Source organism: Bradyrhizobium sp. 2S1 (genome assembly GCF_011516625.5).
Taxonomy (GTDB): Bacteria; Pseudomonadota; Alphaproteobacteria; order Rhizobiales; family Xanthobacteraceae; genus Bradyrhizobium; species Bradyrhizobium septentrionale.
Genome location: NZ_CP147717.1, coordinates 1,734,587 through 1,754,037 on the forward strand (window position 1 = coordinate 1,734,587; position 19,451 = coordinate 1,754,037).

General features: G+C 64.3%; 13 protein-coding genes. 9 read left to right on the plus strand and 4 right to left on the minus strand.

All coding sequences use genetic code 11. The annotated features are described in order from the left end of the window. Positions 1-8: 8 nt before the first annotated feature. Positions 9-956 (plus strand): serine hydrolase domain-containing protein, encoded by a 948-nt coding sequence (locus HAP54_RS08345; RefSeq protein WP_166299359.1) that lies wholly within the window; start codon positions 9-11, stop codon positions 954-956. Between the two features lie 134 nt (positions 957-1,090). On the opposite strand, the gene HAP54_RS08350 is transcribed toward HAP54_RS08345, so the two are convergent. Further along, a complete protein-coding gene (locus HAP54_RS08350) occupies positions 1,091-1,969 on the minus strand; it encodes a Bug family tripartite tricarboxylate transporter substrate binding protein (protein WP_166307572.1) in 879 nt (292 codons plus the stop codon). A gap of 282 nt (positions 1,970-2,251) precedes the next feature. On the opposite strand from HAP54_RS08350, the gene HAP54_RS08355 reads away from it, so the two are divergent. From HAP54_RS08355 to HAP54_RS08365, 3 genes are all read left to right on the plus strand, one after another. Beyond that, positions 2,252-4,606 carry an ATP-binding protein gene (locus tag HAP54_RS08355; RefSeq protein WP_224741331.1) on the plus strand — a complete coding sequence of 785 codons (2,355 nt, stop codon included), beginning with the start codon at positions 2,252-2,254 and terminating at the stop codon, positions 4,604-4,606. Beyond that, the gene (locus HAP54_RS08360) at positions 4,569-5,054 is read left to right on the plus strand and encodes a response regulator transcription factor (protein WP_224741330.1); all 486 of its coding nucleotides are present in this window, start codon (positions 4,569-4,571) and stop codon (positions 5,052-5,054) included. Before HAP54_RS08355 ends, HAP54_RS08360 begins: the two co-directional genes overlap by 38 nt. A 146-nt stretch (positions 5,055-5,200) precedes the next feature. Then, positions 5,201-6,196 (plus strand): alpha/beta hydrolase, encoded by a 996-nt coding sequence (locus tag HAP54_RS08365; protein WP_224741329.1) that lies wholly within the window; start codon positions 5,201-5,203, stop codon positions 6,194-6,196. A 270-nt stretch (positions 6,197-6,466) separates the two neighbouring features. Here HAP54_RS08365 and HAP54_RS08370 read toward each other — a convergent pair whose 3' ends face one another. Further along, the gene (locus tag HAP54_RS08370; RefSeq protein WP_248114256.1) at positions 6,467-6,934 is read right to left on the minus strand and encodes a hypothetical protein; all 468 of its coding nucleotides are present in this window, start codon (positions 6,932-6,934) and stop codon (positions 6,467-6,469) included. Positions 6,935-7,159: 225 nt separating this feature from the next. Next, complete coding sequence (locus HAP54_RS08375) at positions 7,160-8,740, minus strand: hypothetical protein (RefSeq protein ID WP_224741328.1); 1,581 nt, start codon at positions 8,738-8,740, stop codon at positions 7,160-7,162. 394 nt (positions 8,741-9,134) lie between these two features. On the opposite strand from HAP54_RS08375, the gene HAP54_RS08380 reads away from it, so the two are divergent. Then, positions 9,135-10,478 carry an IS1380-like element ISBdi2 family transposase gene (locus HAP54_RS08380; protein ID WP_166204320.1) on the plus strand — a complete coding sequence of 448 codons (1,344 nt, stop codon included), beginning with the start codon at positions 9,135-9,137 and terminating at the stop codon, positions 10,476-10,478. 282 nt (positions 10,479-10,760) lie between these two features. Here HAP54_RS08380 and HAP54_RS08385 read toward each other — a convergent pair whose 3' ends face one another. Next, positions 10,761-11,948 (minus strand): DUF2125 domain-containing protein, encoded by a 1,188-nt coding sequence (locus HAP54_RS08385; RefSeq protein WP_166299362.1) that lies wholly within the window; start codon positions 11,946-11,948, stop codon positions 10,761-10,763. A gap of 167 nt (positions 11,949-12,115) precedes the next feature. Here HAP54_RS08385 and HAP54_RS08390 point away from each other — a divergent pair, with 167 nt between their 5' ends. The 4 genes from HAP54_RS08390 to HAP54_RS08405 all read left to right on the plus strand — a co-directional run bounded on the left by HAP54_RS08390 (position 12,116) and on the right by HAP54_RS08405 (position 19,395). After that, positions 12,116-12,727 carry a gamma-glutamylcyclotransferase gene (locus HAP54_RS08390; protein WP_166299363.1) on the plus strand — a complete coding sequence of 204 codons (612 nt, stop codon included), beginning with the start codon at positions 12,116-12,118 and terminating at the stop codon, positions 12,725-12,727. 252 nt (positions 12,728-12,979) lie between these two features. After that, entirely contained in the window at positions 12,980-14,323 is a 1,344-nt protein-coding gene (locus HAP54_RS08395; RefSeq protein WP_166204320.1) for an IS1380-like element ISBdi2 family transposase, read from the plus strand. Between the two features lie 371 nt (positions 14,324-14,694). Continuing rightward, a complete protein-coding gene (locus HAP54_RS08400) occupies positions 14,695-15,561 on the plus strand; it encodes an IS110 family transposase (RefSeq protein ID WP_224741327.1) in 867 nt (288 codons plus the stop codon). A 528-nt stretch (positions 15,562-16,089) separates the two neighbouring features. Beyond that, positions 16,090-19,395: an efflux RND transporter permease subunit gene (locus tag HAP54_RS08405; protein WP_166299364.1), complete on the plus strand. Its 3,306-nt coding sequence runs from the start codon at positions 16,090-16,092 to the stop codon at positions 19,393-19,395. Positions 19,396-19,451 lie beyond the last annotated feature (56 nt).

Sequence of the window (19,451 nt, forward strand, 5' to 3'; positions counted from 1 at the left end):
CTGAAACGTTGTTCCAAGCGGCCTCAATCAGCAAACCGGTTACCGCTGTGGCGGCGCTCGCATTGGTTCAGGCCGGGAAACTCGATCTCGATGGCGACGTCAATCTAGCCCTTAAGACCTGGAGAATTCCTGTTAACTCGTTCACCGATCAATCAAGGGTTACACTTCGAAGCCTGCTGAATCATTCGGCTGGTATAACCGTTCCCTATTTTCCGGGATATCCTGCAGGTGCACCCGTTCCGTCACTCGGCGAGGTTCTCAACGGCGCGCCGCTGTGGTGTCGTGCCCTAGCCCGGTTCGAGCTGTCAGCGCATGATTGGTTTGCACTATGCGCGCCTGCAAACACCGCGCCTGTCATTGTCGATCACGAGCCCGGCGCCAGGTTCGCGTATTCTAGCGGCGGCTATACTATAGTGCAGCAATTGCTCATCGACGTAACTGACAAGGCGTTTCCAGAACTGCTTGAAGAACTTGTCCTCAAGCCGTTCGGAATGACCCACAGCAGTTTCCTCCAGCCGCTGCCCAAAAATGTCGCTCAAAATGCCGCAACACCCTATCGAGCGAGCGGAGCGCCGGTACCGGGAGGTCCCCATACCTATCCGGAATTGGCTGCCGCGGGATTGTGGACGACCCCTACCGACGTCGCGCACTTTGCGCTGGGTGTGCTGGACGCATGGACCGGCCGCGACACATCCGTGTTGTCTCAGGCCACGACCCTTCAAATGCTCACACCGGGTCTTGGCGATTATGGACTGGGTCTGATTGTTCGCGGAGTCTCGCCGCATCGACGATTTCAGCATAGGGGCGTCAATGATGGATTCGTCAGTTCGATGATCGTGTTCGAAAATGGTGATGGCGCCGTTATCATGACGAACGGGGCTCGCGGTGGAGAACTGGCCAGCGAGCTCATGCAAAGTATCGCAGCGGAATATGATTGGCCGGATGGCCAGCCCTAGGATGATTCCGCCAATCAACATAAGCCGGCAAGCGTTGGGTTGATTGGTCGGAAGCGATCCGGGCGTTGACCGTGTCTCTTTGAATGTCCGTTGTTGGAGAGGAAGCGGACGCGACCAATTTACGAGTCCACGTCCTACGCCGGCGGCAGGCCGAGCGACTGGGCGGCCTCCATCCAGCCCGGCAATTCGCGCTGATACAGCGCGTTGCTCTCCTTGAAGCCGATCGCCGGCTCCAGCACGAAAGTGTTGAGAACCTCCTTCACCTTGGCATCGTCGTTGGCGGCGACGCAGAGTTCGGACAGTCGGTCGACGATCGGCTGCGGCGTGGCCTTCGGCAATGCCCAGCCCGAGAAGCCGCTCAAGGTGAAGAATTTCGATGTCGCGCCTTGTTCCGGCAGCGTCTTGATCTCCGGGATCGCGGCGACCTTCTTGGAGTGCACCGCGAACACTGTGCCGCGGCCGCTTTGCAGCGCGGATTGCGCGGCGGTGTAGCTGCCCATCGCGACATCGAGCGTGCCTTCCGCGAGCCCGGTCCACATCGGCGCTTCGCCGCGATAATGGATCGGCTCGATCGTGAGGCCGTATTGCTTGTTGAGCTCATTGATCGTCATGTGCGGCGCCGAGCCCGCGCTGTAGGTGCCGAAATTGACCTTGCCGCTGCTGCGCGCATGGGCGACGAAGTCCGCCAGCGTCCTGACGCCGAGCTTCGGGTTCGCGACCAGCGGCAGCCCGGCGCCCGGGATCACGCTGACCAGCGTCAGGTCCTTGTCCATGTCATAGCCGGGGTTCTTCATCATCGCCCGGTTCATCACATAGGTGGCCGAGATCGAGCAGAGGATGGTGTGGCCGTCGGGCGCGGCGCGCGCGACTTCCGCTGCGCCGATCGAGCCCGAGGCGCCCGCCTTGTTCTCGATGACGACGGTCTGCCCGCCTGCGGGGTAGCTGCAGATCATGCGGATCTGCCGCGACGGCCACGCCGCCTGCGCCGACGCCCGGCGCGACAGCAAAGGCATCGCGGCAGCCGCCGCGCCGGCAGCGACGACGTGACGGCGACTGAATTTCACCAAAGCGATTCCCTCCCTGAATTTTCAACGAGGTTATCGCATCGTCCGGCGACAGCGACGGGACAGATTGGCGCAGCGGGCGCGTCGGGCCGGACGCGACAGCCGACAGGCAGACGACCAGTCGGCGATTGTGTACGATAAGGCTCCTGCACCGCTCTCCACCCGTGATAGGATGGGTCCGATACAGACTAGATCGATGCAGCCCGGTGCGACGTCTGGAACGGTTGCGGGATGGCCAAGCGGACGAAGAAGAAACAAGCTCAGACGGGATCGCTCGCCCCCACCACCCGATCTCCAACCCCACGCTTACAAGGCCGCGAGCAGGACGTTGCTCTTATCGATCGGTTGATCGACCGCATCGATCAAGGTGGATCGACGCTCATTATCAGCGGCGAGCCCGGAATCGGGAAATCGACCCTGCTCGAAATCGCCAGGCAGCGAGCCGATGAGCGCGGCTTTTCGGTCCTCAGCATGGCTGGCGTCCTGGCCGAAGTTCATTTGCCGTTCGCAGCGCTCGAGCAGGCATTGCGGCCTCTGATGAAGCAGGCCGCGCGCCTGATTCCCCGGCAACGGTCGGCGCTGCTGGCCGCCTTCGGCATGCATGACGACGCGGGTCCGCCCGATCTCTTTCTGGTGGGGCTGGCGGCGCTGTCCCTTCTCACCGAACGCGCAACGCGCGGGCCCATCCTACTTGTTGCCGACGATGCCCAGTGGCTGGATCAGGCAACCTACGAGGTGTTGGCGTTCATCTCGCGGAGGCTGAGTTCGGACCCTATCGTTCTGCTGCTGGCCATGCGCGATGGTTTCAATCGTCCGTTTGGAGATGCCTCCACACTGCGGCTGCATCTTGCCGGACTTGATCGCGTCGATGCCGAGCGCCTGCTGGACGCCAACGCACCGGGCCTGTCGGCCGATCTGCGCGGCCGCTTCCTCGAACAGGCTGCCGGCAACCCGCTGGCCCTTGTCGAACTGCCGCGCGGCGAGCGGGCAACGGAAGCGCGCGATGCACCGTGGCTTCCACTCACGGAGCGTCTGGAACGCGCCTTCTCGAGCCGCGTGTCGGACCTTCCAGATTGGACCCGAACCCTGCTGTTCGTGGCGGCGGAAAATGACGGAACTTCGCTGTACGAAGTTCTGCATGCCGGCGAGGCGGTATTGGGCGTGCGGGTCGGGGTCGACGCCCTGGCGCCGGCTGTCGCCGCCGGACTGATCGAGGTCGACGCCACTGACGTACGTTTCCGCCATCCGCTGGTTCGCTCCGCGATGCATCAGGCGGCTGAGCTGGCGACGCGTCAAAAAATTCACGCAGCGCTGGCGAGGACCATTCAGGATCAGTTGGATCGCCAGCTATGGCATCGCGCGGCGGCGACGATCGGACCGGACGACGAACTGGCGGACGAACACGACCGTATGGCGACCCGGGCATTGCGGCGGGGCGCCGTTGCCATGGCGATCGCGGTTCTTGAAAATGCGGCCCGACTGAGCAGTACGGCGAAAGCCAGGAGCGACCGTCTGCTGCGGGCTGCCGAACTTGCAGCCGATCTGGGACAACCAGATCTCATGGAACGTCTGCTCCGCCAGGCCGACGTCGATGAAAGCGACCCGCTCACATCGGCCAGGATCGGCTGGTGTCGCGAGATCGGCCAACCTCCGGCGATCGATGATCCCGCAAAGATCCCGGCCCTGCTTGGATTCGCCGCCCGGGCCCACGCCGCAGGCGCCACGGGTCTGGCAGCCAATCTTCTTTGGCGTGCCGCGCAACGCTGCTGGTGGAGCAGTGCAAGCGACGAACTCCGCACCAGGGTTTTTGTTGCGGCAGACCGGCTGAAGCTGCCGGCGAGGGATCCTCTTCTGCTCGCGATCTCCGCCTATGTCGAACCGCTTCGCCACGGCGGTGACGTGCATGTCAAACTCCACGAGCTTTCCAGAGCAAGGGATGGCGATCCAGTCGTTGCGGGAATCCTGGGAAGCGCTGCGAATGTCATCGGCGCCTTCGATCTCGGCACAGGCCTGCTCGCCGGGTCCAGTGCCGCGCTACGCGCACAGGGCCGGCTCGGCGATCTTGCGCGGGTGCTGTTCGCGCAGGGTTGGGCCGAAATGGAAGTCGGCGACTGGACGAGTGCGACGAGGGAGGCCGAAGAATCGGTCCGGCTTGCCGAAGAGACAGATGGCACCTTGTGGATCGCGGCGGCCACGATCCTGAAGGCGCACCTCGCCGGAATGCAGGGCAATCTGGAGCAATCCGAAGCGCATGCGGCGCAGGCGGAGCGCCTGGTCGTATCGATAGGCGCCAGCTTCCTGCTCGCAATGCTGCAGCTCGCGCGTGGCATTTCCGCGATCGCGCGCAGGCCGGCACTGGGAGGCCTGTCAACATCTGCGACGTCTGTTCGCACCTGCCGATCCAGCTTTCAATTCCGGTCTCCAGTTCTTCGGACTTGCGGATTTCGTCGAATCCGCTGTGCTCTCTGGCAACGCCGAAACGGCCCGTGCAGTGGTCGACGAAATGGAGCGTGGATCGGCCCCGACGCCGGTCCCCTGGGTCGAAACCATGCTCCACTACAGCAACGCGCTGCTTGCGGCACCTGAGGATGCCGAACAGTCCTTCTTGCGCGGTCTCGGGCCGGCTGCGAAAAGATGGCCATTCCTGCGAGGACGGCTTCTTCTCGCCTATGGCGGCTGGCTGCGCCGGCAGCGGCGTCCCGCCGACGCGAGGGCCCCGCTGCGCGAAGCTCGCGACATCTTCGACGCACTCGGTGCTTCGCCCTGGAGCGACCGCGCGCGGGAGGAACTACGTGCTTCAGGGGAAGCCTGCCGCCGGCGGACCGAGCAGGTATGGGAGACGCTGACTCCACAGGAGCTTCACATCGCGCAACTCGCCAGTGAGGGCCTCTCCAACAAGGAAATCGGGGCCAAGCTGTATTTGTCCCACAGAACGGTCGGCTACCATCTGCACCGGATATTCTCGAAGACCGGCATCACCTCGCGATCCGGCCTGCGCCACATTCTTGCCAAGACCAGCCCTTCCGCGAGCTAACCCGACCGGTCATCGGACTGGTCATTCGACAGAAGCGACCGCTCCTCCTCCCGGGATACCCAGGTGTTGCGTGCAACCCCTCTCCTGAGAGAACGACCGTGAAACGCTTCTCGTCACTTGCCATCCTTAGCCTCGGAGCAATGCTCATGACCCAAGCCGCCGACGCGGCCCCGGACGCCGCCACTGACCCTCGGATCGATCCTCAGATCCGTTCCTTCCTCGCCAAGCTCAACAAGGACCCCAGTCCGTTCTGGGAACTGCCCCAGCCAAAGCCGCAGCAGATTGTCTCCGACCTGCAGCGCCAGACGGCCGTCGATATGTCCGGCGTCACGACGTCTGAACAAACGATCAACCAGGATGGCCGGACCGTAAAGCTGTACATCATGAAGCCGGCCCAAACGAGCGCCCGGCCCGGCGTCGTGCTGTTCATTCATGGCGGTGTCTGGATCGTCGGCAATTTCGAGAACCATCAGCGCCTGCTGCGCGATCTCGTCGTCGGCACGGGGCAGATCGGGGTATTCGTCGAGTACACGCCGCTGCCGGAGGCCAAGTTTCCGACTCAGCTCGAGGAGAGCTACGTAGCCCTGCAATGGATCGCGCAGCATGCGGCGGAGTTCGGTGCTGACGGCAGCCGGATCGCGGTCGCCGGCAATTCGGTCGGGGGCAACATGGCCGCCGCACTTGCCCTGATGAGCAAGGACCGCAGCGGGCCCAAGATCAGCTTGCAGGTGCTCCTGATTCCGGCGACCGACGCCAGCGTCGATACCGGTTCCTATCGCGAGTATGGGACCGGCCGTTTCCTGGCACGCGCGTTCATGAAGTATGGCTGGGATCTCTACGCTCCCGACATCAAGACCCGCGACAATCCCTATGTGTCGCCGTTACGCGCCAGCATCGACCGCCTCAGGGGCCTGCCGCCGGCGCTCGTCATCACGGCGGAAAACGACCCGCTGCGCGACGAGGGAGAGGCTTACGCAAGGAAGCTCAAGGATGCCGGCGTAGCCGTCGCCGCGGTTCGCTACAACGGCACGATCCATGACTTCGTGTTGCTGAACGCGATCCGCACGGTGCCTTCCACCGAAGCCGCGATCGGCCAGATCAACGAGGCCCTGCGCCAGCATCTCGATCCAGCCACCCACTAAAGCATTTCGAGCGAGGTGGATGCCGTTCGCGTAAACGCCTCAAAACAACAATCTGCAGCCCCGTTCCTATTCGATCGGAACGTGGCTGCAACGCTGCGATCGGCGCGGCGGCGTCTCGGGCTGCCGCGCCGATCGTACGATATCCCGCACGAGGGACTAATGAGTCCGCCCAGAACAGCGGCGGAATTTGACCGACGTTCAGTGGCCATCGCCCTCAATGCGGCCCTTGACGTTGAGGCGCGGCGCGGTGGGTTATGCCTGCAGCTAAGCCTACGAAGCCGCACGATTCGATCGCACCGACATCGCCGCAACCTTCTGCGCCAGCCGCTGCCGGCCGACGAGGCCGGCGGTGGCCAGCATGACGACGCCGCCAAACCACCACGAGCCGATCACGAACTCCCTGGCCCGCGGCGGAATCTCGTCGAAGACGATGCCATAGACCGACACCAGCGCGGCCAGCGCGGCGAGGAAGATGCCGCCCGCGCTCAGCAGCTCGACGACGTCGATGCGCCCCGTCGCGCGCACCGTCAGCTTGGGAACATCGATGCCGAGATAGAAGCCGACCGCGCCGACCACGATCGTCGTGGCGATGAAGGCAAGTGTGCTGAAGACAGCGACGTTGCCCTTCGCCAGCTGCGCGGCGACGAAGGTGCCGGCCATGGCGCCGGCCATCGCCAGCCCGGTTCGCTGCATCACATGCGCGGCGCGGCTGACCATCATCAACTCGCGCGCGAGCACGGCTCGCTCCTTTCTGGTCACGATCCTCATCTGCAGTCTCCTTTCCAGAGCTTCGGTCCGCAGAGGCGGTGAACCGATCTGTCCCGGCATTGCGAGCGAAGTGAAGCAACCCATCGCGCGGCAAGTACAGCGATGGATTGCTTCGTCGCTATCGCTCCTCGCAATGACGAGGTAGATAGGTTCACGCCCTGACAGAATCGAAGCACGCCATTTGCTATTCGATCGCTAGAACGGGTAGTAGCGGACCTGGGTCATGACGATGTGGTCGTCGGTCTTCGGCGCGCCGCCGACACCTTCGAAGGCGAAGCGCTGGTTGTAGGAATACTGCACGCCGGCCTTGATCGCCCCGTAATCGCCTTTGAAGATGGTGTCGTAGAAGCCGACGGTGTACTGCCTGACCTGCGAGGTGTTGGCGTTACAAGTCGCCGCCGGCGAGTTCTCGATGTTGCAGCCGAGATTGTTGTAGAGCGGATTGCCGTAGCCGAACGGCACCGTGCCGACATTGGAGAACGTCGCCTTGGTCTTCTCGAGGCCGGCATAGGCATAGAGATCGAGCGACGGCGTCGTGTGCCAGACCGTGCCGATCAGGAATGCCGTGATCGGCAGTGGCTGGATCGAGCCGTCCTGACGCAAGGTCGCGTCCGGGAACGGCGTCGCGGTAAAACGGCCGAGCGCGCCGTGCGACGCCGAGCCCTGCAGCTCCAGCAGCTTCGGCACGATCTCCGCCGAGAAATGTCCGCCGAAGCTCACCGTGTTGACGTCGTGATTGGCGAAGTTGAAGTGGTCGTAGAAGTCGCGATACATCGCCCAGCCCTCGAAATGCAGCTTGTAGGGCCCGAGCCGCGGATCCCACGCGCCCTTCACGGTGAAATCAGGCACGTGGTTGAGGCTGACATTGTTGGCGTTGTTGAAGAAGCTGCCGCCCGGACCGGTGAGGTTGACCAGCACGTTCGGATTGAGCACGCCCTGCGGTCCGACCGCGGGCGTGCCGACCAGCGGCGTGTTGCCGCCGAAGAACGAGGTCTGCGCATTCTCCGCCGAGACCGCGAGCTTGAACTCGGGCCCGAAATCCTGCCAGACGCGAATGCCGGGCTGCCGGGCCGCGAGGAAGCCGGGCACCGATTCGAAATCGATCACGCCGGGAGCATCGACCCCGCGCGGATCGATGCCGGCCTTGCTCGGCGCATTGAGCGACCAGCTCTGGCCTGCGAGAAAATGCAGGCCGAGATCGGTGCGATCGATCTCGATGCTGGCCTGGCGCAGCCGCGGGTTGAAGGAGTTGGTTGCGACCGAATTCGCGGTCTGCGCCGCGCCTTCGAGATCCAGTTCGCCGTAACCGGCGACACGGGTGTTGGCGAACACCTCGGCTTCCGCGAGCAGCGAGAAGCGGCTCTGCCGCGCGGAGAAGCGCGATTCGTCGGTGTTGAAGTTCTTGCTCTGCGGGAACGGAATGAAGTTGTAGACCGAGCCGGTGTCGGAGGCGAGATTGCGGCTGCGGTAGATGCCGGTGAGATCGACCCAGCCGCCGAACGTGAAGGTGACGCCCTTGTAGCAGAGCTTGCCCGAGGCGCAGGGATCGAACGGCACCGGCGCCTTCGCCGCCATCTGCGTGTTCTGTCTTGTATTCTCCCTTGCGTTCTCTCTTGCGGCCAGCGCCTCCTCCTTGCGCGCCTGCACCTCCATTTTCTGTTCGAGCTGCCTGAGGCGCGTCTTCAACGCCTTCAGTTCGGACGCATCGTCTTCCGCAAACGCAGAACCAGTCGACAGCAGCATGCTGCCGAGCAGAATTCCCCCGAGAATTCGCATCGCTTATCTCCCACGCGAGGTTGTTTCCTCAGGCGAGAGAGCGGTATTCGGGGAGTGATATTCGCCCGGAGCCGGATTATTCCGGTCACGTTTTTCTCATCGCGATCGCGGGAATGTTTAGCGGCAGCGAACGATATCGCGCGCGAGGGATTAAGGAGTGCGCCCGGTGTGGTGGGCGGATTAGCGTAGCGTAATCCGCCATCCTGGTGGGTTTGCGGAGGGTTACGGCTTCGCCTAACCCGCCCTACGAGGTTACTTCGACCTACTAACTAGCCCGTCTTATTCGTCAGAGTGCGCCTGAGAGGCTGGCGAGCGTGGTGTAAAGCGCTGATGCGGCGTAGGATTCGGTTGCAAAGCCAACCCCATCACCTCAACCGCGAACGCCAGGCCCGCCATGACCGATGATACGATTCTGCCCTTCTCGTTTCCAGCCGTTCACGCCAAGAAAGTCACAGCTGCCTTCGATGGCGGTCGGCTGACCTCGAACGGGGGCGTGATGCTTCTGGCGATGGCCGAGCGGCGTCTCGGCTTGGCCGACAATTTGGCCCGGGTGTTCCCGGATCGGCGCGATCCGACGCGGGTCGTGCACAGCCTTGTCGATATGTTCCGCGCGCGCATGTTCGCGATCTGCTGCGGCTACGAGGACGCCGACGACCTCGATCATCTGCGGTCCGATCCCGCATTCAAGCTGGCCTGCGGACGGCTGCCGGACACGGGTCGCGATCTGTGTTCCCAACCGACGCTGTCGCGGCTGGAGAATGCTCCGCGCCTGCGCGACGTGATCCGACTGACCTACACTTTGGTCGACGCATGGATGGATAGCTACCCGCGCGAGCCGGCATCCGTCACGCTCGACATCGATGATACCTGCGATGTCGTCCACGGCCATCAGCAGCTCTCGCTGTTCAACGCTCATTATGACGAACGCTGCTTCCTGCCGATCCACGTCTACGACACGGAGAAGAGCCGGCCCGTGGCGGTCGTGTTGCGGCCCGGCAAGACGCCGGGCGGCGTCGAGGTGCGTGCCCATCTGCGCCGCCTGATACGGCATATCCGGACGCGGTGGCACAACACGCGAATTACGTTCCGTGGCGACGGGCACTATGCCCGGCCGGAGGCAATGGCGTGGTGCGAGACCAACGGCATCGACTACATCTTCGGTCTGTCCGGCACCAAGCCGCTCGCCAGAAAACTCGACGAGGCCGCCGACGACATCCGCACGCGACGCGCCATCGAGAACCTGCCGGTTCTGCGTGGCTATACCGAGACGCGCCACAAGGCCAAGTCCTGGGATCGCGAACGGCGTACCGTCGCCCGTATTGAGGCGACGATGCTCGGCCTCGATATCCGTTTCGTCGTCACCAGCCTCGATGTCGGCTCGGCCGAGTGGATCTACGACAGCCTGTATTGCGCGCGCGGCCAAGCCGAGAATCTGATCAAGCTGCATAAGACACAGCTCGCCTCCGATCGCACCAGCTGCCGTTCGGCGCTCGCCAATCAAGTCCGCCTCGTTCTCCACACCGCCGCTTATTGGCTGATGCTGACCGTGCGCGACGCGATTCCCAAAGCCCGGGAATTGGCCACAGCCGAGTTCGCGACGCTGCGTCTTCGTCTCTTGAAACTCGCTGCCCGTGTCGTCGAGACCACGAGCCGCATTCGCCTTGCGTTTGCCGCGGCATGTCCCGAAGCCGACCTGATCCGCGGCTTGCCAGGCGCGCTGCTGCCGCTCGGTCCTTGACCGGCGGGGCGTCCGCCCCCCGTTCGCCCAACCCATCCCTCAAGCGCGTTGCAAAGTACGGGTCGTCAGGCGGTGAAAAGCCGAAGGCAATCCCGCGCGCCTCGTCAGAGCAGATGTGCGGCCACATCAATCGGACTAAAAAAAGCACTCTCACGAATAGGACGGGCTAGCTCCGTCATTGCGAGCGAAGTGAAGCAATCCATCGCGCCGCATATGCGGAGCGATGGATTGCTTCGTCGCTGTCGCTCCTCGCAATGACGGAGCTTCACAACGTCCATACGCTCAGAACAGCGGCGGAATCTGTCCGACTTTCAGCGGCCCCAGAAACACCGCGCCGTCGGCGAAGCGCAGCGGGAAGCTGCGCGCCTTCTTGCCTTCGAGCGAGGCCTCGGTGCCGAGCGAATTGATGCCGGCGGAAATGCCGGCATTGGCGTTCTGCTTGATCACCTTGCCGAGGCCGGGAATCGCGCGATCCAGCGCGCCGAACAGACCCTTGAGGTCCTGACTCTTCACGCCCGGCGCGACGCGGTCGAGCGTGGCCTGCGGCACGCCCTCCTCCAGCATCTTGTCGATGCCGAGCGCAGGGATGACGCGCTCGAGGCCGGCGACCGTCATCTGCAGCTCGCCCTCGATCAACCCTTGCGCGTTCAGGCGCAGCGTGCCGGCCGCGACCGAGACGACATCGCCCTGCTCGATCCGCGATTGCTGGATCTCGACGCTGCCGCCGGCCGCCTGGATCTCGCGGAAGCGATCCGGCCAGGGCTTTGGCGAGAAATCCTTCAACCCGTTGAGCCGCGCATGGATGTCGGCATTGAACGGCTGGGCGAGCAGCGGATGCACCTCCTGCAAGGTGCCGCCTGATATCTGCAGCACGGTCTCGATCGCGGGATTGTCCGGCGCCGAGCCGTCGACCTGCCTGCCGTGCAGCTCGATGTGATTGACGTGGGCCACCGGGATCGGCGCGACACCGCCGATCCGGTCGATCGCGAGATCGTCAAACACCAGCGAGGCGCGCTGCGGCACCGCCGGCAGGCCGACCACGCTGCTGCGGCCCAGCTTCCAGTTGACCTGCAGCGTCGGCTGCGCGTTGCGCTCGGCGATCGTCGCCGGTCCCTTGAACTCGGCGATCACGCGCTTGGGGTCGTAGACCTGCGCCACCACCAGGATCTCGGCCAGCCGCGCCACGAACGCCATCTGCGGCGAGGCGGTCTGCGACACCAGCATCACGCTCGGATCGGTGCAGCGGACCTCGAAGCGGAACGGGTAACCCGCCACCGAACGGTTGCCGCAGTCATAGACCCGGCCGGCCTTCGCCTCCTGCGCGCGCCAGGCATCGGCCTGCACGCCGACCTCTGAGGCGGCGAAGAACCAGAAGCCGCTCCACGCGACCGCGGCGATCAGGACCGCGACGGGGACGGCATAGAGGCCGAAGCGCGAGCGGCGGCGGGGGGCGGAGGTCAAATCGGACATGCGGCGTCCTTTGGCGGGCGAATTTGTCAAAATCTAAGCGGCGGCAAGCCCTGAACAAGCCTTGTCCAACCCCTTGCGCAACCCCTTGAGCAAGCCTTTAGCAAGTCTTGGAAACATCACGGAATTTGCTTCGCTTGGGCAGCGTGTTCTGCTAGCCCATCGGTGCAATGGCTGCAAATCCCCTCAACTCCGAAACCGCCGACGGCGACCTCTGGGTGTTCGGCTACGGCTCGCTGATGTGGAAGCCGGGCTTCGAGTACCTCGAGCAGGTGCCGGCGCGGCTGATCGGCGAACATCGCGCACTCTGCGTCTATTCCTTCGACCACCGCGGCACGCCGGAGAAGCCCGGCCTGGTGCTCGGACTCGACCGCGGCGGCGCCTGCCGCGGCATCGCGTTCCGCGTTGCCGCCCGCCGGCGCCACGACACCATCGCCTATTTGCGGGCGCGCGAGCAGACCACCAATGTCTATCGCGAGGTGATGCGCTCGGTGTGGCTGGAGAACACGGCGCGCGATCGCGTCAGTGCGCTGGCCTATGTGGTCGATCGCGGCCATGTTCAATATGCCGGGCGGCTGTCGCTGGCCGAACAGCTGCGCCTGGTGCAGCAGGGCCACGGCCGCTCCGGCAACAACCGCGACTACGTGCTCTCGACGGTCGCCGCGATCGAGCAGCAGGGCTTTCGCGATCAGCCACTGCATCAGCTGGCGGTGATGCTGCATGATGCGGGCGCGACGCTGCATCGCGACGCGCGTGCGACGGGCGGGATTGATCCGCGCTGAGGCGCGGTGGGCCGGCAGCATTGATGAATCAGGCCGATCTCGTAGGATGGGTGGAGCGCAGCGATACCCATCAATTGCATCCGCGCAGTGAGGTGATGGGTATCGCTTCGCTCCACCCATCCTTGTATTAGCCCGTCTTATTCGTCAGAGTGCGCCTGAGAGGCTGGCGAGCGTGGTGTAAAGCGCTGATGCGGCGTAGGATTCGGTTGCAAAGCCAACCCCATCACCTCAACCGCGAACGCCAGGCCCGCCATGACCGATGATACGATTCTGCCCTTCTCGTTTCCAGCCGTTCACGCCAAGAAAGTCACAGCTGCCTTCGATGGCGGTCGGCTGACCTCGAACGGGGGCGTGATGCTTCTGGCGATGGCCGAGCGGCGTCTCGGCTTGGCCGACAATTTGGCCCGGGTGTTCCCGGATCGGCGCGATCCGACGCGGGTCGTGCACAGCCTTGTCGATATGTTCCGCGCGCGCATGTTCGCGATCTGCTGCGGCTACGAGGACGCCGACGACCTCGATCATCTGCGGTCCGATCCCGCATTCAAGCTGGCCTGCGGACGGCTGCCGGACACGGGTCGCGATCTGTGTTCCCAACCGACGCTGTCGCGGCTGGAGAATGCTCCGCGCCTGCGCGACGTGATCCGACTGACCTACACTTTGGTCGACGCATGGATGGATAGCTACCCGCGCGAGCCGGCATCCGTCACGCTCGACATCGATGATACCTGCGATGTCGTCCACGGCCATCAGCAGCTCTCGCTGTTCAACGCTCATTATGACGAACGCTGCTTCCTGCCGATCCACGTCTACGACACGGAGAAGAGCCGGCCCGTGGCGGTCGTGTTGCGGCCCGGCAAGACGCCGGGCGGCGTCGAGGTGCGTGCCCATCTGCGCCGCCTGATACGGCATATCCGGACGCGGTGGCACAACACGCGAATTACGTTCCGTGGCGACGGGCACTATGCCCGGCCGGAGGCAATGGCGTGGTGCGAGACCAACGGCATCGACTACATCTTCGGTCTGTCCGGCACCAAGCCGCTCGCCAGAAAACTCGACGAGGCCGCCGACGACATCCGCACGCGACGCGCCATCGAGAACCTGCCGGTTCTGCGTGGCTATACCGAGACGCGCCACAAGGCCAAGTCCTGGGATCGCGAACGGCGTACCGTCGCCCGTATTGAGGCGACGATGCTCGGCCTCGACATCCGTTTCGTCGTCACCAGCCTCGATGTCGGCTCGGCCGAGTGGATCTACGACAGCCTGTATTGCGCGCGCGGCCAAGCCGAGAATCTGATCAAGCTGCATAAGACACAGCTCGCCTCCGATCGCACCAGCTGCCGTTCGGCGCTCGCCAATCAAGTCCGCCTCGTTCTCCACACCGCCGCTTATTGGCTGATGCTGACCGTGCGCGACGCGATTCCCAAAGCCCGGGAATTGGCCACAGCCGAGTTCGCGACGCTGCGTCTTCGTCTCTTGAAACTCGCTGCCCGTGTCGTCGAGACCACGAGCCGCATTCGCCTTGCGTTTGCCGCGGCATGTCCCGAAGCCGACCTGATCCGCGGCTTGCCAGGCGCGCTGCTGCCGCTCGGTCCTTGACCGGCGGGGCGTCCGCCCCCCGTTCGCCCAACCCATCCCTCAAGCGCGTTGCAAAGTACGGGTCGTCAGGCGGTGAAAAGCCGAAGGCAATCCCGCGCGCCTCGTCAGAGCAGATGTGCGGCCACATCAATCGGACTAAAAAAAGCACTCTCACGAATAGGACGGGTTAGCGCGCTGGGTTAGACTGGCCTCGTTCCGTGAGGAATGGCCCAGCTCGGGTGGCCGCCCGGGCTGGGCCGCTGATCGATCGGATCGTTACCCATCGAAGCCTTGAGGGCTGTTATTCGTAGCAAGATCGCGATCGGCACTTCATCGGGACCCGCATGGTTGAACGAACTTTAGGTTCGCATCACAAGGGAGGGTCGAGGAAGATGGCCAAGCGTACCACAATCTGTGCCGGGATCGATACCGGCAAGCGCAAGCTCGACGTGGCGCTCGACGGCAACTCGGAGCAGCTGCAGGTGGAGAACACGGCGGAAGGTCACAAGGCGCTGCTGGAGTGGCTTGGGCGGCGCAAGGTCAAGCGGGTTGGGATCGAGGCGAGCGGTGGCTATGAGCAAGCCGTCGTCGCCGAGTTACGGCGCATGCGGTTTGTCGTCGTGGTGTTCCAGCCGGCGCAGGTGCGTGCCTATGCCAAATACCGCGGGCAACGTGCCAAGAACGATCGGATCGATGCCGCGCTGATCGCCGCCTGCGCCGCTGCGGTCAACAAGATCCACCCGGCCCCTGACGCAAGATTATCGCCCTTGGCCGGGCAGCTGACACTGATCGATCAGATCGGAGAGGATATCACGCGGTTCAAGAACCGGCTCGAGAGCTGTCGCGATGCGCGTATCCAAAAGCTCTGGAAGGAAGATATCGTCCGCCTGGCCAAGCGCGAACGCGTCGAGTTCAAGGCTTTGGTGGCAGCGATCCGCGAACAGCACGATCTCGCTGCCCGGCTCGATCTGATCTACAGCGTCGGCGGGGCCGGGCTGCCGACTGCGGTCGCCATTCTGGTGCGCATGCCGGAGATCGGCCAAATCAGCCGCGAGCAGGCCGCAGCTCTTGCGGGCCTTGCGCCTTATGATGACGACAGCGGAGAGCATATTGGCGCTCGTCACATCATCGGTGGACGCAAGCGCCTGCGAGAGGCGCTCTATGCTGCAGCGCTGGCGGCGTCGTTCCGCTGGAATCCGCAGCTCATCGCCCTTTACAAGCGACTGATCGCCGCCGGTAGGGTCACAAGCGCGCGCTAATCGCCTGCGCCAGGAAGCTGCTCGTCTTCATCAACGCCGTAGTGGCCCGAGGCACCCCTTGGCAAGCTGACATGTCAGCTGTTCCAGCAGCCTGAAGCGTTTCTTTGTTCGACCGGGGCGCCGTTTCTTCGTCCCGACCTGCCGTCACCAGGACGTCGCGCACAGCGGCCGTCAAGGATGGCCGTCGCTCAAATGCCACCACATCCTCATCCTCAACAGGCCACGCCTTGATGGCCGCGAGCACGGCGTCAGTCTCAACGGCGATCGGACAATTCAATCGCACACAACCGAAAGAGCTAATGGTTGCTACGCAAATCATCCGCGCAGCCGCTGCTGCGATACCCTCTCCATCAGCGGCATCGATCGGGCATTGTAAACGGCTTGTTGCCAGATCCCGCTTTTCCGGCGCGCGGCGCGGTGCATCCGTCAAATCACGGCAGGGGTGTGGCAGCGCCCTGTGACATTTAGGCTTTTGCATCGCGGCGCGGACGGATAGAAGCTGAGCCTCAAACGTCGCTCGCTGATGCAATGAACCTCTCCGCACCCTTTGTCCGCCGGCCGGTCGGCACCACGCTGCTCTCGCTTGGGCTGGTGGTGGCGGGCGTCATCGCGTTCTTCAAGCTGCCGGTGTCGCCGCTGCCCGACGTCGACATCCCGACCATCATGGTGCAGGCGACCTTGCCCGGCGCCAGCCCGGCCGACGTCGCCGCCACCGTGGCGAGCCCGCTTGAGCGGCACCTCGGCCAGATCGCCAGCGTCACCGAGATGACATCGACGTCTTCGCTCGGCTCCGCGCGCATCACGCTGCAATTCGACATCGAGCGCGACATCAACGGCGCCGCGCGCGACGTGCAGGCGGCGATCAACGCGGCGCGCGCCGATTTGCCGACCAACCTGCGCGCCAACCCGACCTACCGCAAGTTCAACCCGGCCTCGGCGCCGATCCTGATCTACACATTGACCTCGGATACGCTGACCCCGGCCGAGCTGTACGACGCCGCCTCGACCGTGCTCGCGCAAAAGCTGTCGCAGGTCGAGGGGGTCGGCGAGGTCTCGGTCGGCGGCGGCTCGCTGCCGGCGGTGCGGGTCGAGTTGATCCCGCCGGCGCTCTACAAATACGGCATCGGGCTCGAGGACGTCCGCGCCGCGCTGAGCAGCGCCAATGCCCACAGCCCGAAGGGCGGCATCGACGTCGGCGACCAGCGCTACCAGATCTACGCCAACGACCAGGCGAGAAAGGCGGCAGACTACAGGCCGCTGGTCGTCGCCTACCGCAACGGCGCGGCGGTGCGTCTGACCGACGTCGGCGACGTGATCGATTCCGTGGAGAATGTCCGCACGCTCGGCCTTTCCAACGGCAAGCCGGCGGTCGTGATGATCGTGTACCGGCAGCCGGGCGCCAACATCATCAAGATGGTCGACAGTGTGAAGGGGCTGATGCCGCAGCTCAAGGCCTCGGTCTCGAACGCGATCGACATCACGCTGGCGATGGACCGCTCGAAGACGATTCGCGCCTCGCTGCACGACGTCGAGATCACGCTCCTGATCGCCGTCGTGCTGGTGATCCTGGTCGTGTTCGCGTTCCTGCGCAATGCGCGCGCCACGCTGGTGCCTGTGGTGGCGGTCGGCGTGTCGCTGATTGCGACCTTCGCCGTGATGTACATGCTCGGCTACACGCTCGACATCTTCTCGCTGATGGCGCTGACGGTGGCGACCGGCTTCGTGGTCGATGACGCCATCGTGGTGCTGGAGAACATCACCCGCCACATGGATGCCGGACTGTCGCGACTGGAGGCGACGCTGGTCGGCACCCGCGAGGTCGGCTTCACCGTGCTGTCGATGAGCGTGTCGCTGATCGCGGTGTTCGTGCCGATCCTGTTGATGGGCGGCCTGGTCGGCCGGCTGTTCCGCGAATTCGCCATGACGATCACGATCGCGATCGTGATCTCGCTGGTGGTCTCGCTGACGACGACGCCGATGATGTGCGCCGTGCTGCTGCGCAAGGAGCAAGGCCAGCCGCACGGCCGGATCTACCGGATCAACGAGCGCGTCCTCGAGCTGATGCTGAACGGATACCGCGCGACGCTCGGCCTCGCGCTGCGCCATCCGCTGCTGGTAATGCTGATCCTGGGCTGCACGCTTTATTTGAACGTGCATCTCTACACGGTCGTGCCCAAGGGCTTCGTGCCGCAGCAGGACACCGGGCTCCTGATCGGCTCGATCCAGGCCGACCAGAGCACCTCGTTCCAGCTGATGCAGCAGAAGCTGACGCAGTTCATCGACATCGTCAAAGCCGATCCGGCGGTCGATACCGCGGTCGGCTTCACCGGCGGCGGCGGCGTGGGCCCCGGCGGCGGCACCAACACCGGCACGGTGTTCGCTTCGCTGAAGCCGATGGACCAGCGCAAGCTGCGCGCCGACAAGGTGATCGAGCGGCTGCGCGAGCCGCTCGCGACGGTGGCAGGCGCCACCTTGTTCCTGCAATCGATCGGCGATCTCGGCGCCGGCGGCCGTTCGGGCAACGCGGCGTATCAATACACGCTGAAGGGCTCGACCTTCGAGGAGCTGAACGAGTGGACGCCGAAGCTTGTCGCCGCGCTGCAGAAGGAGCCGACGCTGGCCGACGTCAACACCGACCAGCAGAACAAGGCGCTGCAGGCCAATCTGATCATCGATCGCGACGCCGCCTCGCGGCTCGGGATCACGGTCGCCCAGCTCGACAACACGCTGTATGACGCGTTCGGGCAGCGCCAGGTCTCGACCATCTTCGTCGCGCGCAACCAGTATCACGTGATCATGGAGGTCGCGCCGCGCTTCTCGCAGGACCCGCAGACCCTGAAGGAGGTCTATATCTCGACCTCGGGCGGGTCGGCGAGCGGCACGCAGTCAACCAACGCGGTGGCCGGAACGGTCGCCTCGTCGTCGCAGAAGAACTCGGTCAGCTCTGTCGCCGCCAATGTGGTGCGCAACCAGGCGACCAACTCGATCGGCGCCACCGGCAAGGGCGTCGCCTCGACCGGAACCGCGGTCTCGACCAGCGCCGAGACGATGATTCCGCTGTCCAGCGTCGCCCGCTTCGAGCACGGCGTGACGCCGCTCGCCGTCAACCACCAGGATCTCCTGGTCGCCAGCACCATCTCGTTCAACCTGGCGCCGGGCACCTCGCTGAGCACCGCGACCACCACGATCGAGAGCACGATGAGCGCGATGCATGCGCTCGGCATGCCGGCGGGCATCAATGGCGGGTTTGCCGGCTCCGCCAAGATCTTCCAGCAGGCGCTGGCGAACGAGCTGTTTCTCATTCTTGCCGCGCTGGCGACAATCTACATCTCGCTCGGCATGCTCTACGAGAGCTACATCCACCCGCTGACCATCCTCTCCACTTTGCCCTCGGCCGGCGTCGGCGCGGTGGCGGCGCTGATGCTGTCGCACACCGATTTCGACATCATCGGCATGATCGGGGTGATCCTCCTGGTCGGCATCGTGAAGAAGAACGCGATCATGATGATCGACTTCGCGCTCGACGCCGAGCGCCAGCGCGGGCTGTCGTCGCGCGACGCGATCTACGAGGCCTGCCTGATGCGGTTCCGCCCGATCATGATGACGACGCTCGCCGCCTTGTTCGGCGCGGTGCCGCTGATGATCGGCCTCGGCGAAGGCAGCGAGCTGCGCCAGCCGCTCGGCATCGCGATTTTCGGCGGCCTGATCCTGAGCCAGATCCTGACGCTCTACACCACGCCGGTGGTCTATCTCTATCTCGACCGCGCCAGGCTCTGGAACCAGCGGCGGCGTGCCGCGCGCCGCGCACGCCGGGCTGCGGCGAGCCCGTCCTGACCTGCCATCGTTGACAGACCCGCGCCGGTCTTGCCAACCTGCCGCAAGGTGGCAGG